Here is a 15,491-nt window from a genome sequence, read left to right on the forward strand (position 1 = left end):
GCCCATAAGATTCATGGGCGCACTAACAATTCAATGGATTGTTCTATCAAGAAGATTGGCAACTTTTTGCATCACTTCCCTGGCATTGTCTATACCTTCAGCTTTCTGCTTTGCTACCCACTGAGCTTGTTCTTGCTGATAACCAATCGCTTTCCGCCAGGCCTCCAGTTCTGCTTTTGTCAGATAGCGAACATGTGTGCCTTCCTGTTCAAGCGTTTTTACCATGTTGATCAGATTGTTATCTAATGCCTGGCCCAGCGCCTTCTGGGTTGTAATAGCAGCTCGCTGAATCGCCTCGCGATCTTGAGTACTGAGGCTTTCCCAGGTGTGTTTATTCATCGTCAAAAGATAAACATGGCCGAGCCAGAGCGAAGGAGAGAGCAACACATTCGGCGCAGCACGTTCAGCATGGATGTCATACCCGCTATCGAGATTGACCATTAAGCCATCGAGTTTCCCGTCGCGGAGTGCTGTCGTAATTTGCTCATTCCACGGTAAGGTTACGGTTTTTGCTCCTGTATTAACTAAATAAGCCCGATGCCAGAAACTGGCTGTTCGCCAGGAAGTTCCCTGAAGAGCGGTTAATTTCATAATGGGTTTGGTAGAAAAAAAGCCTACCGGATAGCCAAGGAAAAATTGTAAGTTCACGACATTGTTACGCTCAATTTCAGCGTTAAGTTCGGGAATTTCTGCATATACGCGACGAAAGAATTCTACCTGACTGGCTCCATGCTCCGGGCCAATAGCAAAGCTCTTGAATATTTGATGAAGCGGTAATTGTTTCGCTGTGTATTCTGGCACCACTATACCCATATCAGCTTTGCTGCCATCACTTATCGTCGCCAGTGCGTCATAGCTGATGGCGATTTCACCGTTCCAGTGAGGTTCAATTTTCAAACGTCCTTGTGACTCTTTTCCAATTTCTGCAAATAATACCTCTTTAATGAGTTGTGTACGCATTCCACCATAAGGTTCATGATCGGTATAGCGAAGTATTTTTTCAGCAGCAATGTTGGGGAAAGATACCAGAAGTAACCCTGATATCAGAGAAAATAAAAAGTGTTTGAATGTCATATCAGTTCCTTCTGTAATTTTGTTGATCGTCGTTAATATTAAAAGCAGTGAACTTTAACAACTAAAATCAAACTTCATATTTTTAAAGTCCAGCCAGGCATTACCTGTGCCAAAATTATACCCGTCGAAATACTCTTCAAACTCAATATAATAAGGCGACATTCCGTCTGGTATAGGCTGCACGAGCGCCATCGAACCACCGAGATGATCGGGCAGATGTGCGCTATGCCACTGGAGAGGTTCACATTTACTCTTTCCCTCTGCATCTTTAGAAAAATAATGAATGGACTGATATTCCGTATCATTTCTTTCTGAGGGGCTAATTCCCGCATTAGGATCAAAAGCGCGCGGCTCGCATGAAATCGCCAGATTGAACGCCAGCGACTGCTCAGGAATGGTGCCCAATTTACGGTAAATAAAATTGCTTTCAGGCGTATCTTTTGGTCTGACGTTAGCCTGAAAATAACTAAATGCACTGCCAATAGTCATCCATTCTGGCGTATCTTGCTGGTCGCGATAGTGGTCAGGTATAAGTTCAGGTGGCTCGCAAAATGGGCCGTTGAACTCGTACTGGGTTAGTAAAATTACCGCATAAGAACAACCTAATATATCTGCCATCCGAAATAGCCGTGGATGTCGTTGCTTTTCTGCCAGCCAAAAAACATAAAGATTTGGATCTTCTGGGGGCGTGCAGGATTCAAAATTTTCAAACACATCCAATATTTCTTCTGTACACGGAGTTCCGCCATCGTTGTGTTCTGGCGCAACTGCAAAGAAAGATAACGCGACAACCTCTGGTCCATAAATCCGATAGTCCTCTGGCAATAGTAGGGTAAATCCATGATTCAATGGGAAACCATTATTTGGATCCAGCGGCCACTGTTCGGGTGTTATGCCTGGTGGTAGTCCAAAGCACCAACCTTGTTGTCGCGGCATATTTTCGCGGATAGGGTAGGGGAGCAGAGTGAGATCATATGATTGCATTGTGTTAGTCCTTTACAACGCGAGCAGGGAAGCGAGCCATAACGTCGTTTACGCCATGGGGAATGTTGAGATTGTTATTCTAAAATCAGTCACCGAGTAGAATTATTTAAATTAATATTAAAATTATTTATATGCTATTAGAATTATCAATTTTATCTAATAACAATCCCGCACTATAGTCTCTGCATCAGGTAATTAACTCGGAATTTTTAACATGTTTTCTTATTATTTTCAAGGCCTTGCGCTTGGTGCGGCTATGATCCTGCCGCTCGGTCCGCAAAATGCTTTTGTGATGAATCAGGGCATTCGCCGTCAGTACCACATAATGATTGCCTTACTTTGTGCAATCAGCGATTTAGTCCTGATTTGCGCCGGGATTTTTGGCGGTAGCGCGTTACTGATGCAGTCTCCGTGGTTATTGGCATTAGTGACCTGGGGTGGTGTTGCCTTTTTGTTGTGGTATGGCTTTGGCGCTTTTAAAACTGCGATGGGCAGTAATATTGAACTGGCGAGTGCCGAAGTGATGAAACAGGGGCGATGGAAAATTATCGCCACCATGCTGGCGGTGACCTGGCTGAATCCGCATGTCTATCTGGATACCTTTGTGGTACTGGGCAGCCTGGGCGGTCAACTTGATCCTGACCCAAAACGTTGGTTTGCATTCGGGACGATTAGCGCCTCTTTCCTGTGGTTTTTTGGCCTGGCGTTATTAGCCGCCTGGCTGGCACCGCGTTTGCGTACCGCCAAAGCGCAGCGCATTATCAATTTCGTGGTGGGCTGCGTGATGTGGTTTATCGCTCTACAACTGGCGAAAGAGGGGATTGCCCATGCACAAGCCTTGTTCAGTTAGGTGCTATCTGATGGAAAATTAAAACAGAGACGCTAAGCTTGCCTCCAGAGGTCCTGAATTTTGGGCAAGTCAATTAACACGGAGAGACTAACGTGAAGTTCAAAGTTATCGCCCTGGCGGCATTGATGGGTTTCAGCGGAATGGCAGTACAGGCCAATGAACTACCGGATGGTCCGCATATTGTCACTTCAGGAACAGCAAGCGTGGATGCGGTGCCAGACATTGCCACCCTTGCGATTGAAGTCAACGTGGCAGCGAAGGATGCCGCGACCGCCAAGAAGCAGGCGGATGAGCGTGTGGCGCAATATATCTCTTTCCTTGAACTCAATCAGATCGCGAAAAAAGATATCAGCTCTGCCAATTTACGCACCCAGCCTGATTACGATTACCAGGATGGTAAAAGTATTCTGAAAGGCTACCGGGCGGTGAGAACGGTGGAAGTAACGCTTCGTCAGTTAGACAAACTGAATTCTTTGCTGGATGGCGCGCTGAAGGCCGGGCTTAACGAAATTCGTTCTGTTTCCTTGGGGGTGGCGCAACCTGATGCCTATAAAGATAAAGCGCGTAAGGCGGCGATTGATAATGCGATTCATCAGGCACAGGAGCTGGCGAACGGCTTTAATCGCAAGTTGGGGCCGGTATATAGCGTGCGCTACCATGTTTCCAACTATCAGCCCAGCCCGATGGTTCGAATGATGAAAGCTGATGCCGCGCCGGTTTCCACTCAGGAAACTTACGAGCAGGCTGCTATTCAGTTTGATGATCAGGTTGATGTGGTCTTCCAGTTAGAACCTGTTGATCAGCAACCTGCAAAAACACCTACCGCACAATAATACTTTTAGCCCGACGCCTTTGTCGGGCTAATGTCTTCACCTGATATCGCCTCCTTTTTCTGTAATTTTCTGTAAAACCATGATGCAATCACCTATCTTTGCACGCGATTTCATCAAAGATTGAATAACTGAAACGGTTAAGCGGACAGTGATGTTTGGGGAGAGGGTATGGATATTTTTATTTCAAAAAAGATGCGCAATTTTATTAGCGCAAACTAATAATATTGCCCGGGCAGCAGAAAAAATACATATGACGGCGTCGCCGTTCGGCAAAAGTATTGCCGCGCTGGAGGAGCAAATTGGTTATACATTGTTTACCCGTAAAGATAACAATATTAGTCTTAATAAAGCTGGACAGGAACTTTATCAAAAACTTTTTCCGGTTTACCAACGAATTTCTGCTATTGATAATGAAATTCATAATTCCGGGCGTCGTTCTCGTGAAATTGTAATTGGTATAGATAATACCTATCCGACGATTATTTTTGATCAGCTAATCAGCCTTGGTGATAAATATGAAGGGGTGACAGCCCAGCCGGTTGAGTTTAGTGAAAATGGGGTTATTGATAATCTCTTCCACCACCAGTTTGATTTTATTATCTCTCCGCAGCATGTCTCCGGGCGTGTAAAGGGGTTGGAGAGCCTGACTATCAGCGAACTTTCGCCGCTGCGACTGGGGTTTCTCGTTTCTCGCCGTTTTGAAGAACGCCAGGAGCAGGAGTTATTACAGGAGCTGCCGTGGTTACAGATGCGCTTTCAGAACCGCGCTAACTATGAAGCGATGATTGATGCGAACATGCGTCCTTGTGGGATTAATCCAACAATCATTTATCGTCCCTACAGTTTTATGGCCAAAATAAGCGCCGTTGAGCGCGGACATTTCCTGACAGTCATTCCACATTTTGCCTGGCGGCTGGTGAACCCGGCAACGCTGAAATATTTTGATGCGCCGCATACGCCAATGTATATGCAGGAATACCTCTATTCACTGAAAAACCATCGCTATACCGCCACGATGCTACAGCAAATTTCTGAAGATCGTGACGGTACGAGCAATTAACTCAGCATCGAGCCAGTTTCGATCAAGTTACGATGCAGATCGAAAACGTGGCTAAGATCGTGGTGAATATGCCCACCAGGTGCATTTTCCAGATAGTGATGCAGATAGTCACGGTACATGGGATGGGCACAGTTATCGATGATAGCGCGTGCGCGCTGAAGTGGGGAGAGGCCGCGCAGGTCGGCAATCCCTTGTTCAGTGATGATCACTTTCACGCTGTGTTCGCTGTGATCGACATGGCTACACATTGGCACGATAGTTGATATCTTGCCTTCTTTGGCGATCGACGGTGCCATAAAGATCGACAGGTAAGCATTGCGTTCAAAATCGCCGCTGCCGCCGATACCGTTCATCAAATTAACACCGGCAACATGCGTTGAGTTGGCATGTCCGTAAATATCAAACTCCAGACCCACGTTCAGAGCGATAACACCAAGGCGGCGGATAATTTCCGGGTTATTGGAAATCTCCTGCGGACGTAACACAATGCGGCTGGAGAAGTAGTCCATATTGTCGTAAATCTTACGCAGTGAATCGGCAGAGATTGTCAGACTGGAGGCGCTGGCACCGGTGATTTTGCCGGTTTCCAGAAGATGAACCACCGATTCCTGTAGCACTTCCGAATACATCATAAACGGTGGAATATCCGGGTTATCTCCGAAACGTGCCATTACCGCATTATTGATGTTGCCAACCCCACTTTGCAATGGCAAAAACTCCGGTGGAATACGCCCCAGTGCCATTTCACGTAACAGAAAGGTGACTACATTGTCAGCGATTTGCTGGCACATGGGATTTTGCTTATCCAGGATATTACCTGCATCAGGTAAGTTGGTTTCCACGACCGCAACAATCTTTTTCGGATCAATGTGCACATAACGAGTACCGACGCGATCCATTGCATGGAAGATCGAAACGCTATTGCGCCGCGGTGGTGCTCCTGGAATCACAATATCTGCCAGTTCCGCAACGCGCGGATCGTGATAGTGATTGAGTTCAATGATCACTTTCTTTGCCTGCAGTAACCAGGTCGGCGCGTTACCGATCCCACTGGTCAACCAGACACGTCCATCCGGTGCGATCTCTGAAGCTTCAATTACCGCAACATCAATGTCACCGAAGAAGCCGTAGTTGACCATTTGCGCTACTTCGCTCAAATGTAGATCAACAAAACTGACCGCACCCTGATTGATCTTTTTGCGTAATCCAGATGATGTTTGATACGGAGCGCGCCACGAAACAGCGTCAGCTTCAGAGAGTACATCATCGGCGGCGGCGCTAATTGACGCTCCGGTTAGCAGGCGAATTTGGTACGGTTTTTTCGCCTCATGCTGTTCATTGGCACGACGGGCAATAGCAGCAGGCAGGGCTTTAGGTGAACCCGCAGGGGTAAAGCCGCTGAATGCCACCATATCGTTGTGCCGGATAATTTCCGCCGCTTCATCGGCGGTCATCCTTGCCCAGGTCATACTCATCCTTTACTCCTTTGTTCGCAGATCATTAATGACCGACGAAATTAGGTTTACGTTTTTCTAGGAAGGCGTTCATACCTTCCTGATAATCCTCGCTGTCATAAACCTCCCGGCGCATCCCCTGAATACGTTCAAACTCATCTGAATTCATGGTGTGTGCTTCGCCCAACACGCGCAGTTCTTCCTTGATTACCGCAATCGCCAGCGGTGCTTTTTCGGAAATGTGGTGAGCCATTTGTAAGGTGAAATCTTCCAGTTCGTTGATGTCAACAACGTGGTTGAGAATGCCAACAGCCAGCGCGCGTTGGGCTGTGATTGGCGAAGCGGTAAAAATCAGCTCTTTGACAATGTGGAAACCCGCGTCACGGGTCAGGTTGTGAATGCCGACCAGGTTATATGGGACGCCGAGGTTAACTGGCGTCATTGAGAAGGTGGAGGTGCTGGCGGCGATGATCAGATCGGAACTCATGATCATTTCAAATGCGCCTCCCCAGACGCTCCCTTCAACCATCGAAATTACCGGTTTGGGGCATTTTTGGATCATGCGGGTGATTTGGCGTAGCGGATCATCGTAGGAGAGTGGATCGCGGCCGCCTGATGGCAGTTCATGAATATCGTGACCTGCGGAGAACACTTTGGAACCACTCGGGGCACGCAGAATGATACAACGGATTTCCGGACGGTTGAGATCGCTTAATGCCTGGAGCAGGTCATCAATAAAGACTTTACTTAATGCATTGAGTTTGCGGCCATAGTTAAACTCAATTACCGCAACTTTGTTGATGGTGACAACATTAACATACTGGTAAGACATAAAAATTCCTTTAATCAAAATATTGAGTCTGGATAAATTCACTGAGTTGCCGCAGGCCGGTGCGCGGCGAAAGCGTGTTGTTTTTGACTGCAAATAGCGTCAGGCGGTAATAGCGATCGAAATCTTCATTAGCGAACAGGTGGTGCAGCACTTCTTCCTCGGTTTGCTTACGCAGCCATTCCACCGATTGTTGCTGCCGCATCAGGGGCAAACGACCGCTGGCGGTAAGCGCGGTTTTGAAATCGATAATCGCGTGCCAAATCTCATCGATACCGCATTTTTCCAGTGCGCTACAGGTGAGGACTCGTGGTTGCCATTCTTCATATTTGCGACGCAGAATATGTAGGGCGCTTTCGTACATATGGCGGGCAATGGCGACATTCGTGTGGTTATCGCCATCGTCTTTGTTGATGACAACCAGATCTGCCACCTCCATTAGCCCCTTTTTAATGCCCTGGAGATCATCACCACCACCGGCAATTTGTAGTGAGATAAAACAGTCGACCATGCGGGCTACTTCCGTTTCCGACTGTCCGACGCCGACGGTTTCAACGATCACCACGTCATAACCCGCCGCTTCGCATAACAGCATTAACTCCCGTGCTCGTTGGCTGGCACCGCCCAGATGACCAGATGACGGAACCGGGCGAATAAACGCCGCATCGGCACGAGCCAGTTCGGTCATACGTGTCTTGTCACCAAGGATGCTGCCACCGGTTACCGGGCTGCTGGGATCAACGGCAATCACCGCGACCTTCAACCCCTGGCGAATTAGCTGCATGCCGAAGACTTCAAGAAAGGTACTTTTCCCCGCGCCGGGTGTACCGGTAACGCCCAGCCGCAGCGCATTTCCACAGAATGGCATGATGGCATCGAGCAACAGGTTACTTAGCGCCTGATGACGCGGATGGCGGCTTTCTACCAGCGTCATGGCTTGGGCAAGTGTGGCTCGTTCACCCTCACGTAAGCGGCGAATGTTGTCTGCTAGTGTGGTTTCGTTAATCATGATGCTGGCTAATTCGGTTCAGCACATCACGTACACTGTCGAGCATGGGAGTACCAGGGCCATAAATCGCCGCCACGCCACGCTCTTGCAGGAAGGCATAATCTTGCGGTGGAATAACGCCGCCAGCGACTACACAGATATCTTCGCGCCCCCATTTTTTAAGGGCTTCGACCAGTTCCGGGATCAGCGTCTTGTGTCCAGCCGCGAGAGAGGATGCGCCCACCACATGAACGTCGTTTTCTACCGCCAGTCTGGAGATCTCTTCTGGCGTCGAGAACATCGGGCTGAGATCAACGTCAAAACCCAGATCGGAATAGGCGCTGGCAATGACTTTCGCTCCGCGATCGTGCCCATCCTGACCCATTTTTGCGATCAGAATACGTGGGCGACGACCATTGTTGGCGAGGAACAGCTCCGTTTGCGCAACAATGGCATCAAATTCGCAGGCTGATTTTTCCGACTGGTGATAACTTTGCGCAATCACGCCGGTAACACACTGACTCGGCACCAGATAACGGTCAAAAGCGGCCTCCAGTGCATCGGAAATCTCACCCAATGTCGCGCGAACGCGTGCTGCATTAACAGCGGCAGCCAGCAGGTTTTCGTTTTGCAGCGCAGCGTTAGTCAGGGCGTTCAGCGCGGCGGTTACGGCTGCATCATCACGGGTGGCACGAATGCGTTCCAGCGAAGCAATTTGCTCGTTACGAACCATCACATTGTCGATCTCCAGTACATCGGTTTTGTCTTCGTGATCCCGTTTGTACTTGTTCACGCCAACTATCACCCGTTTGCCCTGGTCGATCAGCGATTGTTCATGCGCAGATGCTTCTTCGATCATTCGTTTTGGCAAGCCCGCTTCGATCGCTTTCGCCATGCCACCGGCTTCGTCGATCTGATCAATGATGGCTCTGGCCTGTTTCACGATCTGATCAGTTAGTGACTCAACGTAATAAGAACCGGCTAGCGGATCGACGGTGCGGCAGAGTTCTGACTCTTCCTGAATAATGATCTGAGTGTTGCGGGCAATACGTGCCGAGAAATCGGTTGGCAGACCAAGAGCTTCATCAAAAGCGTTGGTATGCAGCGACTGAGTACCGCCCAGAGTCGCGGCCAGTGCCTCAATGGTGGTGCGGATAACGTTGTTATAGGGATCTTGCTCGGTGAGACTCCAGCCGGAGGTTTGACAGTGGGTACGCAGCGCCAGTGATTTTGGATCTTTGGCTCCAAATCCGCTTACCGCTTCGCTCCAGAGATAACGTGCAGCACGCAGCATGGCGATGTTCATAAACAGATCCATGCCAATACCGAAGAAGAACGACAGACGTGGGGCAAAGTCGTCAATTTTCAGACCAGCAGAGAGTGCAGCTTTGATGTATTCAATCCCATCAGCCAGGGTGAATGCCACCTGCTGCACGCAATTTGCACCCGCTTCGCCCATGTGGTAGCCGCTAATACTGATGGTATTAAAGCGCGGCATATTGCCGGAACACCAGGCGATGATATCAGCGATAATGCGCATAGACGGTTTCGGCGGGTAAATATAGGTATTGCGGCAGAGGTACTCTTTCAGGATGTCGTTCTGGATGGTGCCAGTAAGTTTATCGGGGGGAACTCCTTGCTCTTCAGCGGCCACGATATAAAACGCCAGTACTGGCAGGACTGCGCCGTTCATGGTCATTGACACCGACATTTTATCCAGTGGAATTTGGTCGAACAGCACCTTCATATCTTCTACGGTGTCTATAGCAACGCCCGCTTTTCCGACATCGCCAGCAACACGCGGATTGTCGGAGTCGTAACCGCGGTGGGTGGCGAGGTCAAAGGCAACGGAAAGACCTTTTTGCCCGGCCGCGAGGTTACGGCGATAAAAGGCGTTAGACTCTTTGGCCGTTGAGAAACCGGCATATTGGCGGATGGTCCATGGCTGGGCTGTGTACATGGTGGCGCGGGGGCCACGAACGTAGGGCCGCAAGCCAGGAAGGGTGCCTGTCACTTCCAGATTGTTGAGATCGACTTCGGTATACAGCGGCTTGATGGCGATCCCTTCCGCCGTTTGCCGTACCAGTGAGTCGACGGTTTTTTCCCGACGGCTCAACTCCTTGTTGGCAAGCTGTTGCCACTCCTGCACGTTTGACATTATTTGCTCCATAAAGCGCAATAAAAATAGGGGATTTGCGCTTACGGTGAGCTTTTTAAACGGGTTTGTCGCCAGCAAAAAAAATGCATTGAGGCGTCGTTTTTTGCCGTGTGAGATTTGTCTCTTTTGTGACGTTGTTCAAAGAAGGTAAAAAGAAAGAAGGAAAATGCCTGATATGTGCTATCAGGCATTAAGTGATTGATTAATCCTGACGAAGTACTTTGTGACCATAGTCGAGCAAAGCATCAGTGACTTTACGCATCATGCGGCTTTCTGGGGCAAAGCGATGCCAGTAGAGCATTCGCCGTTGAAACAGCCCCGGTGTCAGGTCTATCAACTCGCCGCTAGCCAGTTCTTTCTCAATTTGTAGGTGTGGGATCATACAGCAGGTTGTTCCCTGGCGAGCGAGTTGAACGAAGGCTTCTGACGAGTTAACGATATGGCACGGTACGCTACCTGGCGGCAGATCGAAGTTTTGCTGCAAAAATGCCTGGTGCATATCGTCAAGATGGTCAAACGCCACCACCGGTGCCTTGAGCAGCGCGGAGCGGCTTACTCCGTTGGGGAAGTATTTCTCAGCAAACGGTTTGGAGCTGACGAACAGATAGTCAAGCGCGCCAAGTTTATCGACAAGACAGCTTGGTAGCGCCTGATGTTGAATACTCACCGCGCCGACCACTTCGCCACGACGCAGGCGCTCCTGGGTACGGGTTTCATCTTCCACCTGTAAATTCAGACGGATAGGCGAGTCAGCCAGCACAGGAGCGAGCGCCGGAAGCAGCCAGGTTGCCAGACTGTCGGCGTTGACTGCAAGCGAAAGCAGTAGCGGGGTTGAACCGGTTTGTTCATCGCCCAGCCACTCCTCTTCCAGCAACTCAACCTGGCGAAGCAGTGCCAGCAGTTTTTGCCCTTGCTCAGTAGGCCGCGGCGGGACAGTGCGCACCAGTAACGGCTGCCCGAACATATTTTCTAGCTGCTTAATGCGCTGTGAGACGGCTGATTGCGTAATGCACAATTTCTGTGCCGCACGCTCAAATCCTCGTTCACGTATCACCGCATCCAGTGCCTGTAATGTCCTGTAGTCCGGGCGTTTCATTGCTTTAACCTACTCCTCAAATTTTCTTATGCCGAACTATGACATAATTTTGCTTTGGGTACAGAGCATTTAGCGTATGAAAAAGTAGCTATAATGGAAATTTTGGGTGGCGTTACCGTGTCTTTTTGTCTTTGTGGAGACCCGGGAAAAGTTCTGTAGAGCTTCACTTTTATCGGTGCAGCTTCAGATATGCACGCTGGTTGATAAAAGGGGTCACCCGATGCCTGCTGATATCCAGGCTTGCAGGGACGAAAGAGAATTCCCCCTATTGCCTGTTATTCATGGATGAGTTAGTCGCACGACTTGCTGACGGGGTCTGAACCGCGTTTTTTGTATATAATGCGTGTGAAATTTCATACCACAGGCGAAACGATCATGACGCAGGATGAATTGAAAAAAGCAGTAGGATGGGCGGCACTTCAGTATGTTCAGCCCGGGACCATTGTTGGTGTAGGTACAGGTTCCACCGCCGCACACTTTATTGATGCACTCGGCACGATGAAAGGTCAGATTGAAGGGGCAGTTTCCAGCTCCGATGCATCCACTGAAAAACTGAAAAGCCTTGGCATTCACGTTTTTGACCTCAATGAAGTGGACAGCCTTGGAATTTACGTCGACGGAGCAGATGAAATCAACGGCCATATGCAGATGATCAAAGGTGGCGGCGCGGCGCTGACCCGTGAAAAAATCATCGCTTCAGTCGCGAAGAAGTTTATCTGTATTGCAGATGCTTCCAAGCAGGTCGATATTCTGGGTAAATTCCCACTGCCGGTAGAAGTTATCCCGATGGCGCGTAGTGCAGTAGCTCGTCAGTTGGTGAAATTAGGCGGCCGTCCGGAATACCGTCAGGGCGTGGTGACTGATAACGGCAACGTGATCCTCGACGTTCACGGCATGGAAATTCTTGACCCGGTGGCGATGGAAAACGCAATTAACGCTATCCCTGGCGTGGTTACTGTTGGTCTGTTTGCCAACCGTGGTGCGGATGTCGCGCTGATTGGCACACCTGACGGCGTCAAAACCATTGTGAAATGATCTGACGGGGGAGTTCTCTCCCCCGTTAAAAATTTTTTTCATTGTTAAATTTGGTGACATCTGTCACGTTTTTAACCCTCTGTTACCTAACGCTCTAAACAAAGTCTTATCTCCAGCATTTTCTTCTGTTAATCAACCTTGTGTGATATTTCCTCAACATCGCGACGCAAACGTTCATATTGCCGCAATATTATTTTTTGATATGTTGAAAGGCGGATGTAAATCCACACACAACATTTCAAAGACAGGATTGGGTAAATGGCAAAGGTATCGCTGGAGAAAGACAAGATTAAGTTTCTGCTGGTAGAAGGCGTGCACCAAAAGGCGCTGGAAAGCCTTCGCGCGGCGGGTTACACCAACATCGAATTTCACAAAGGCGCGCTGGATGATGAACAATTAAAAGAATCCATCCGCGATGCCCACTTCATCGGCCTGCGATCCCGTACCCATCTGACAGAAGACGTGATCAATGCCGCAGAAAAGCTGGTCGCTATTGGTTGTTTCTGCATAGGCACAAACCAGGTTGATTTAAATGCTGCGGCAAAACGTGGGATCCCGGTATTTAACGCACCGTTTTCGAATACGCGTTCCGTTGCTGAGCTGGTGATTGGCGAACTTTTGCTGCTATTGCGCGGAGTGCCGGAGGCCAACGCTAAAGCGCACCGTGGCGTGTGGAACAAACTGGCGGCGGGTTCTTTTGAAGCTCGCGGCAAAAAGCTGGGTATCATTGGCTATGGTCATATTGGTACGCAGCTTGGCATTCTCGCGGAGTCGCTGGGGATGTATGTTTACTTCTATGATATTGAAAACAAACTGCCACTGGGCAACGCGACTCAAGTGCAACATCTTTCCGACCTGCTGAATATGAGCGACGTGGTAAGTCTGCATGTGCCAGAAAATCCGTCCACCAAAAATATGATGGGCGCGAAAGAGATTGCGCTGATGAAGCCCGGTTCGCTACTGATTAACGCCTCGCGCGGTACTGTAGTCGATATTCCGGCACTGTGTGACGCGCTGGCGAGCAAACACCTTGCTGGTGCGGCAATTGACGTATTCCCGACGGAACCGGCGACCAACAGAGATCCGTTTACCTCTCCGCTGTGCGAATTCGACAACGTCCTGCTGACGCCACACATTGGCGGTTCGACTCAGGAAGCGCAGGAGAATATCGGCCTGGAAGTTGCAGGAAAATTGATCAAGTACTCTGACAATGGCTCCACGCTTTCTGCGGTGAACTTCCCGGAAGTATCGCTGCCGTTGCACGGTGGTCGTCGTTTGATGCACATCCATGAAAACCGTCCGGGCGTGCTGACTGCGCTGAACAAAATATTTGCCGAGCAGGGCGTTAACATCGCCGCGCAGTATCTGCAAACGTCTGCTCAGATGGGCTACGTAGTTATTGATATTGAAGCCGATGAAGACGTTGCCGAAAAAGCATTGCAGGCCATGAAAGCTATTCCTGGCACCATTCGCGCCCGTTTGCTGTACTGATTCCCCTTCTCTGACAAACAACGGGCAGGTCGCTGACTTGCCCGTTTTTTTGTCCCTTTTCCCCATGCTTCTCACCACATTTGCAGGGTTGTGCAATCGCCTTTGTGAGCCTGCTCGAAGAAAGAAATCAAAGCCAGATCAATACGTTGTGTTTACTCGAAGAAGATTTACGATGGCGGTGCAGCATGGCGCTGTAACGGTAAAGCCCTCACCGAAGCGAGGGCTTAAAGGAGAAGGGGTATGATGTGACTTGTCATCATACTGATTGTACTGTTACTGATAAATTTGCCAGCTTATTAACAGTCAGTCTCAGGACCCTTACTCACTAAATTAGGTCAAAGAATAAACGATGTCAATCAGGGCGATGCAGGTGTGTCGTCCTCACCACTCCCAGACTTTCGACGGTGTAACCACCGCAGGTAGCGGAATATCCCACTCTTCGACAGGAAGTTTTTCTACTAACTGACAATCATGTGCATAACCAACTGGCTGCATTTTATAGTGCTGCCAGTTTTGCAATGTCCGATCATAAAAACCGCCCCCCATTCCCAGGCGTTGACCGTACTTATCAAAGGCTACCAGCGGCGTTATGAGGACATCTAATTGGGAAAGGGGAAGTACATCGCGCACGTCCAGTTTCGGCTCGTGGATTTTTAATCTGTTCACCACCAGTTCACTTTGCGGATGGTAATTCAGGAACAGTAAGTTACCGACACTAAAGGGATGCAAAACTGGAAGATATACGCGCTTACCGGCACGCCAGAGCTGTTCTATGAGCGGTTGGGTGTCGAGTTCGCCATCAAATGAGAGAAAAACGGCAACCGTATGCGCCATTACAACAGGGGAGTAGTTCATCATCCGGGTTGCGGCCTGCTGACCCATTTCGCGTTGTTGCTCCGGCGTTAAGGCACGACGGCGATGCCGAATCATTTTACGGATTTCTTGTCGGGATAATGTAAGTGGAAGTTCTGGTAGTTGTGTCATGGCTGGTGCCAGATAAGAAGGGAATCTCCGAGATGCCGCCGCAGGCTGTAACCCTTGAACCCTTGGTTCAAGGTGAATGTGTCGTCGCAGTTTTAAGGCTTCTCGGACGAACCGAGCATGCTCACCAACCACGGAGCGCCACATTCTTGTGGTATGAAATATCGGCTCAGGGGACTGGCCCGCTTGCGAACATCTCAGAGAAATTTTGTCTTCACGTTTACTCTACCACAGTAAACCGAAAAGTGTCATTCAAAGTTTTGGTTCGTTTTTTCGGTGATGCGACCTTGTTCAAGTAACGCTTGTTCTATGGTCTGTTGCAGCATCCGAATACGCTGTTCCATACTTGCCGCGTAGTCACGAGTCTTCGCTTTTTCTTGCGCTAACTCATAGCTGATGTTCAATGCAGCAATGAAAACCAACTGTTCTGTATTTGTGACTCTAGTGCGTTCTTTCAGATCTTGCAACCGTTGGTTCAGATCGTCCGCAGCCTGATTCAACGCATCCCTTTGGTCAGGCGGGCAGTTCACACGCAGTGAACGGCCAAAAATTTGGATATCGACGGGTTGTGCAGACATGCCACCTTCCTGCTGATTGACTGCGCTGCCTTCGCCTTCAGACCTTTGGTCTGCGAAGGGGCGAAACTATAGCTACCCTG

14 protein-coding genes, 1 other RNA gene and 1 pseudogene are annotated in these 15,491 nt (G+C 49.3%); 6 read left to right on the forward strand and 10 right to left on the reverse strand.

Annotated features, from left to right (window positions below; all coding sequences use genetic code 11):
- Positions 1-30: 30 nt before the first annotated feature.
- Together dctP and C1192_RS21000 are read right to left on the reverse strand one after the other, a co-directional pair.
- Positions 31-1,074: a TRAP transporter substrate-binding protein DctP gene (gene dctP, locus C1192_RS20995; protein WP_000142897.1), complete on the reverse strand. Its 1,044-nt coding sequence runs from the start codon at positions 1,072-1,074 to the stop codon at positions 31-33.
- Between the two features lie 54 nt (positions 1,075-1,128).
- Positions 1,129-2,058, reverse strand: a complete 930-nt coding sequence (locus C1192_RS21000; protein WP_038355446.1) for a hypothetical protein — start codon at positions 2,056-2,058, stop codon at positions 1,129-1,131.
- 214 nt (positions 2,059-2,272) lie between these two features.
- Between C1192_RS21000 and argO the strand changes: the two genes are divergently transcribed.
- The 3 genes and pseudogenes from argO to srsR all read left to right on the forward strand — a co-directional run bounded on the left by argO (position 2,273) and on the right by srsR (position 4,801).
- The gene (gene argO, locus C1192_RS21005) at positions 2,273-2,908 is read left to right on the forward strand and encodes an arginine exporter ArgO (protein ID WP_000493344.1); all 636 of its coding nucleotides are present in this window, start codon (positions 2,273-2,275) and stop codon (positions 2,906-2,908) included.
- A 92-nt stretch (positions 2,909-3,000) separates the two neighbouring features.
- Complete coding sequence (locus tag C1192_RS21010; RefSeq protein ID WP_000669823.1) at positions 3,001-3,741, forward strand: oxidative stress defense protein; 741 nt, start codon at positions 3,001-3,003, stop codon at positions 3,739-3,741.
- 168 nt (positions 3,742-3,909) lie between these two features.
- Positions 3,910-4,801, forward strand: a pseudogene (srsR, locus tag C1192_RS21015) (LysR family transcriptional regulator SrsR).
- Here srsR and scpC read toward each other — a convergent pair.
- The 5 genes from scpC to argP form a co-directional block, all read right to left on the reverse strand.
- Positions 4,798-6,276, reverse strand: a complete 1,479-nt coding sequence (gene scpC, locus C1192_RS21020; RefSeq protein ID WP_038355445.1) for a propionyl-CoA:succinate CoA transferase — start codon at positions 6,274-6,276, stop codon at positions 4,798-4,800. The pseudogene srsR and the gene scpC sit on opposite strands and share 4 nt — an antisense overlap.
- A gap of 25 nt (positions 6,277-6,301) precedes the next feature.
- Positions 6,302-7,087 (reverse strand): methylmalonyl-CoA decarboxylase, encoded by a 786-nt coding sequence (scpB, locus tag C1192_RS21025; RefSeq protein ID WP_000122073.1) that lies wholly within the window; start codon positions 7,085-7,087, stop codon positions 6,302-6,304.
- A 10-nt stretch (positions 7,088-7,097) separates the two neighbouring features.
- Positions 7,098-8,093 (reverse strand): methylmalonyl Co-A mutase-associated GTPase MeaB, encoded by a 996-nt coding sequence (meaB, locus tag C1192_RS21030; protein ID WP_038355444.1) that lies wholly within the window; start codon positions 8,091-8,093, stop codon positions 7,098-7,100.
- A complete protein-coding gene (gene scpA, locus C1192_RS21035) occupies positions 8,086-10,230 on the reverse strand; it encodes a methylmalonyl-CoA mutase (protein ID WP_038355443.1) in 2,145 nt (714 codons plus the stop codon). Before scpA ends, meaB begins: the two co-directional genes overlap by 8 nt.
- Positions 10,231-10,432: 202 nt before the next feature.
- The gene (argP, locus tag C1192_RS21040; RefSeq protein WP_000828349.1) at positions 10,433-11,326 is read right to left on the reverse strand and encodes a DNA-binding transcriptional regulator ArgP; all 894 of its coding nucleotides are present in this window, start codon (positions 11,324-11,326) and stop codon (positions 10,433-10,435) included.
- A gap of 375 nt (positions 11,327-11,701) precedes the next feature.
- Between argP and rpiA the strand changes: the two genes are divergently transcribed.
- From rpiA to C1192_RS26115, 3 genes are all read left to right on the forward strand, one after another.
- Entirely contained in the window at positions 11,702-12,361 is a 660-nt protein-coding gene (rpiA, locus tag C1192_RS21045) for a ribose-5-phosphate isomerase RpiA (protein ID WP_016249170.1), read from the forward strand.
- Between the two features lie 258 nt (positions 12,362-12,619).
- Positions 12,620-13,852, forward strand: coding sequence for a phosphoglycerate dehydrogenase (gene serA / locus C1192_RS21050; protein WP_038355441.1), 1,233 nt, complete (start codon positions 12,620-12,622; stop codon positions 13,850-13,852).
- Between the two features lie 255 nt (positions 13,853-14,107).
- Positions 14,108-14,152 carry a hypothetical protein gene (locus C1192_RS26115; protein WP_370567170.1) on the forward strand — a complete coding sequence of 15 codons (45 nt, stop codon included), beginning with the start codon at positions 14,108-14,110 and terminating at the stop codon, positions 14,150-14,152.
- Between the two features lie 81 nt (positions 14,153-14,233).
- Here the strand turns inward: C1192_RS26115 and C1192_RS21055 are convergent, their stop codons facing one another.
- The 3 genes from C1192_RS21055 to zapA all read right to left on the reverse strand — a co-directional run bounded on the left by C1192_RS21055 (position 14,234) and on the right by zapA (position 15,411).
- A complete protein-coding gene (locus C1192_RS21055) occupies positions 14,234-14,836 on the reverse strand; it encodes a 5-formyltetrahydrofolate cyclo-ligase (RefSeq protein ID WP_038355440.1) in 603 nt (200 codons plus the stop codon).
- Positions 14,837-14,856: 20 nt separating this feature from the next.
- A non-coding RNA gene (ssrS, locus tag C1192_RS21060) (6S RNA) lies at positions 14,857-15,040 on the reverse strand.
- A gap of 41 nt (positions 15,041-15,081) precedes the next feature.
- Complete coding sequence (zapA, locus tag C1192_RS21065; RefSeq protein ID WP_001276008.1) at positions 15,082-15,411, reverse strand: cell division protein ZapA; 330 nt, start codon at positions 15,409-15,411, stop codon at positions 15,082-15,084.
- Positions 15,412-15,491: the final 80 nt, after the last annotated feature.

Origin of the sequence: Escherichia marmotae, assembly GCF_002900365.1 — a bacterium.
Classification (GTDB): Bacteria; Pseudomonadota; Gammaproteobacteria; order Enterobacterales; family Enterobacteriaceae; genus Escherichia; species Escherichia marmotae.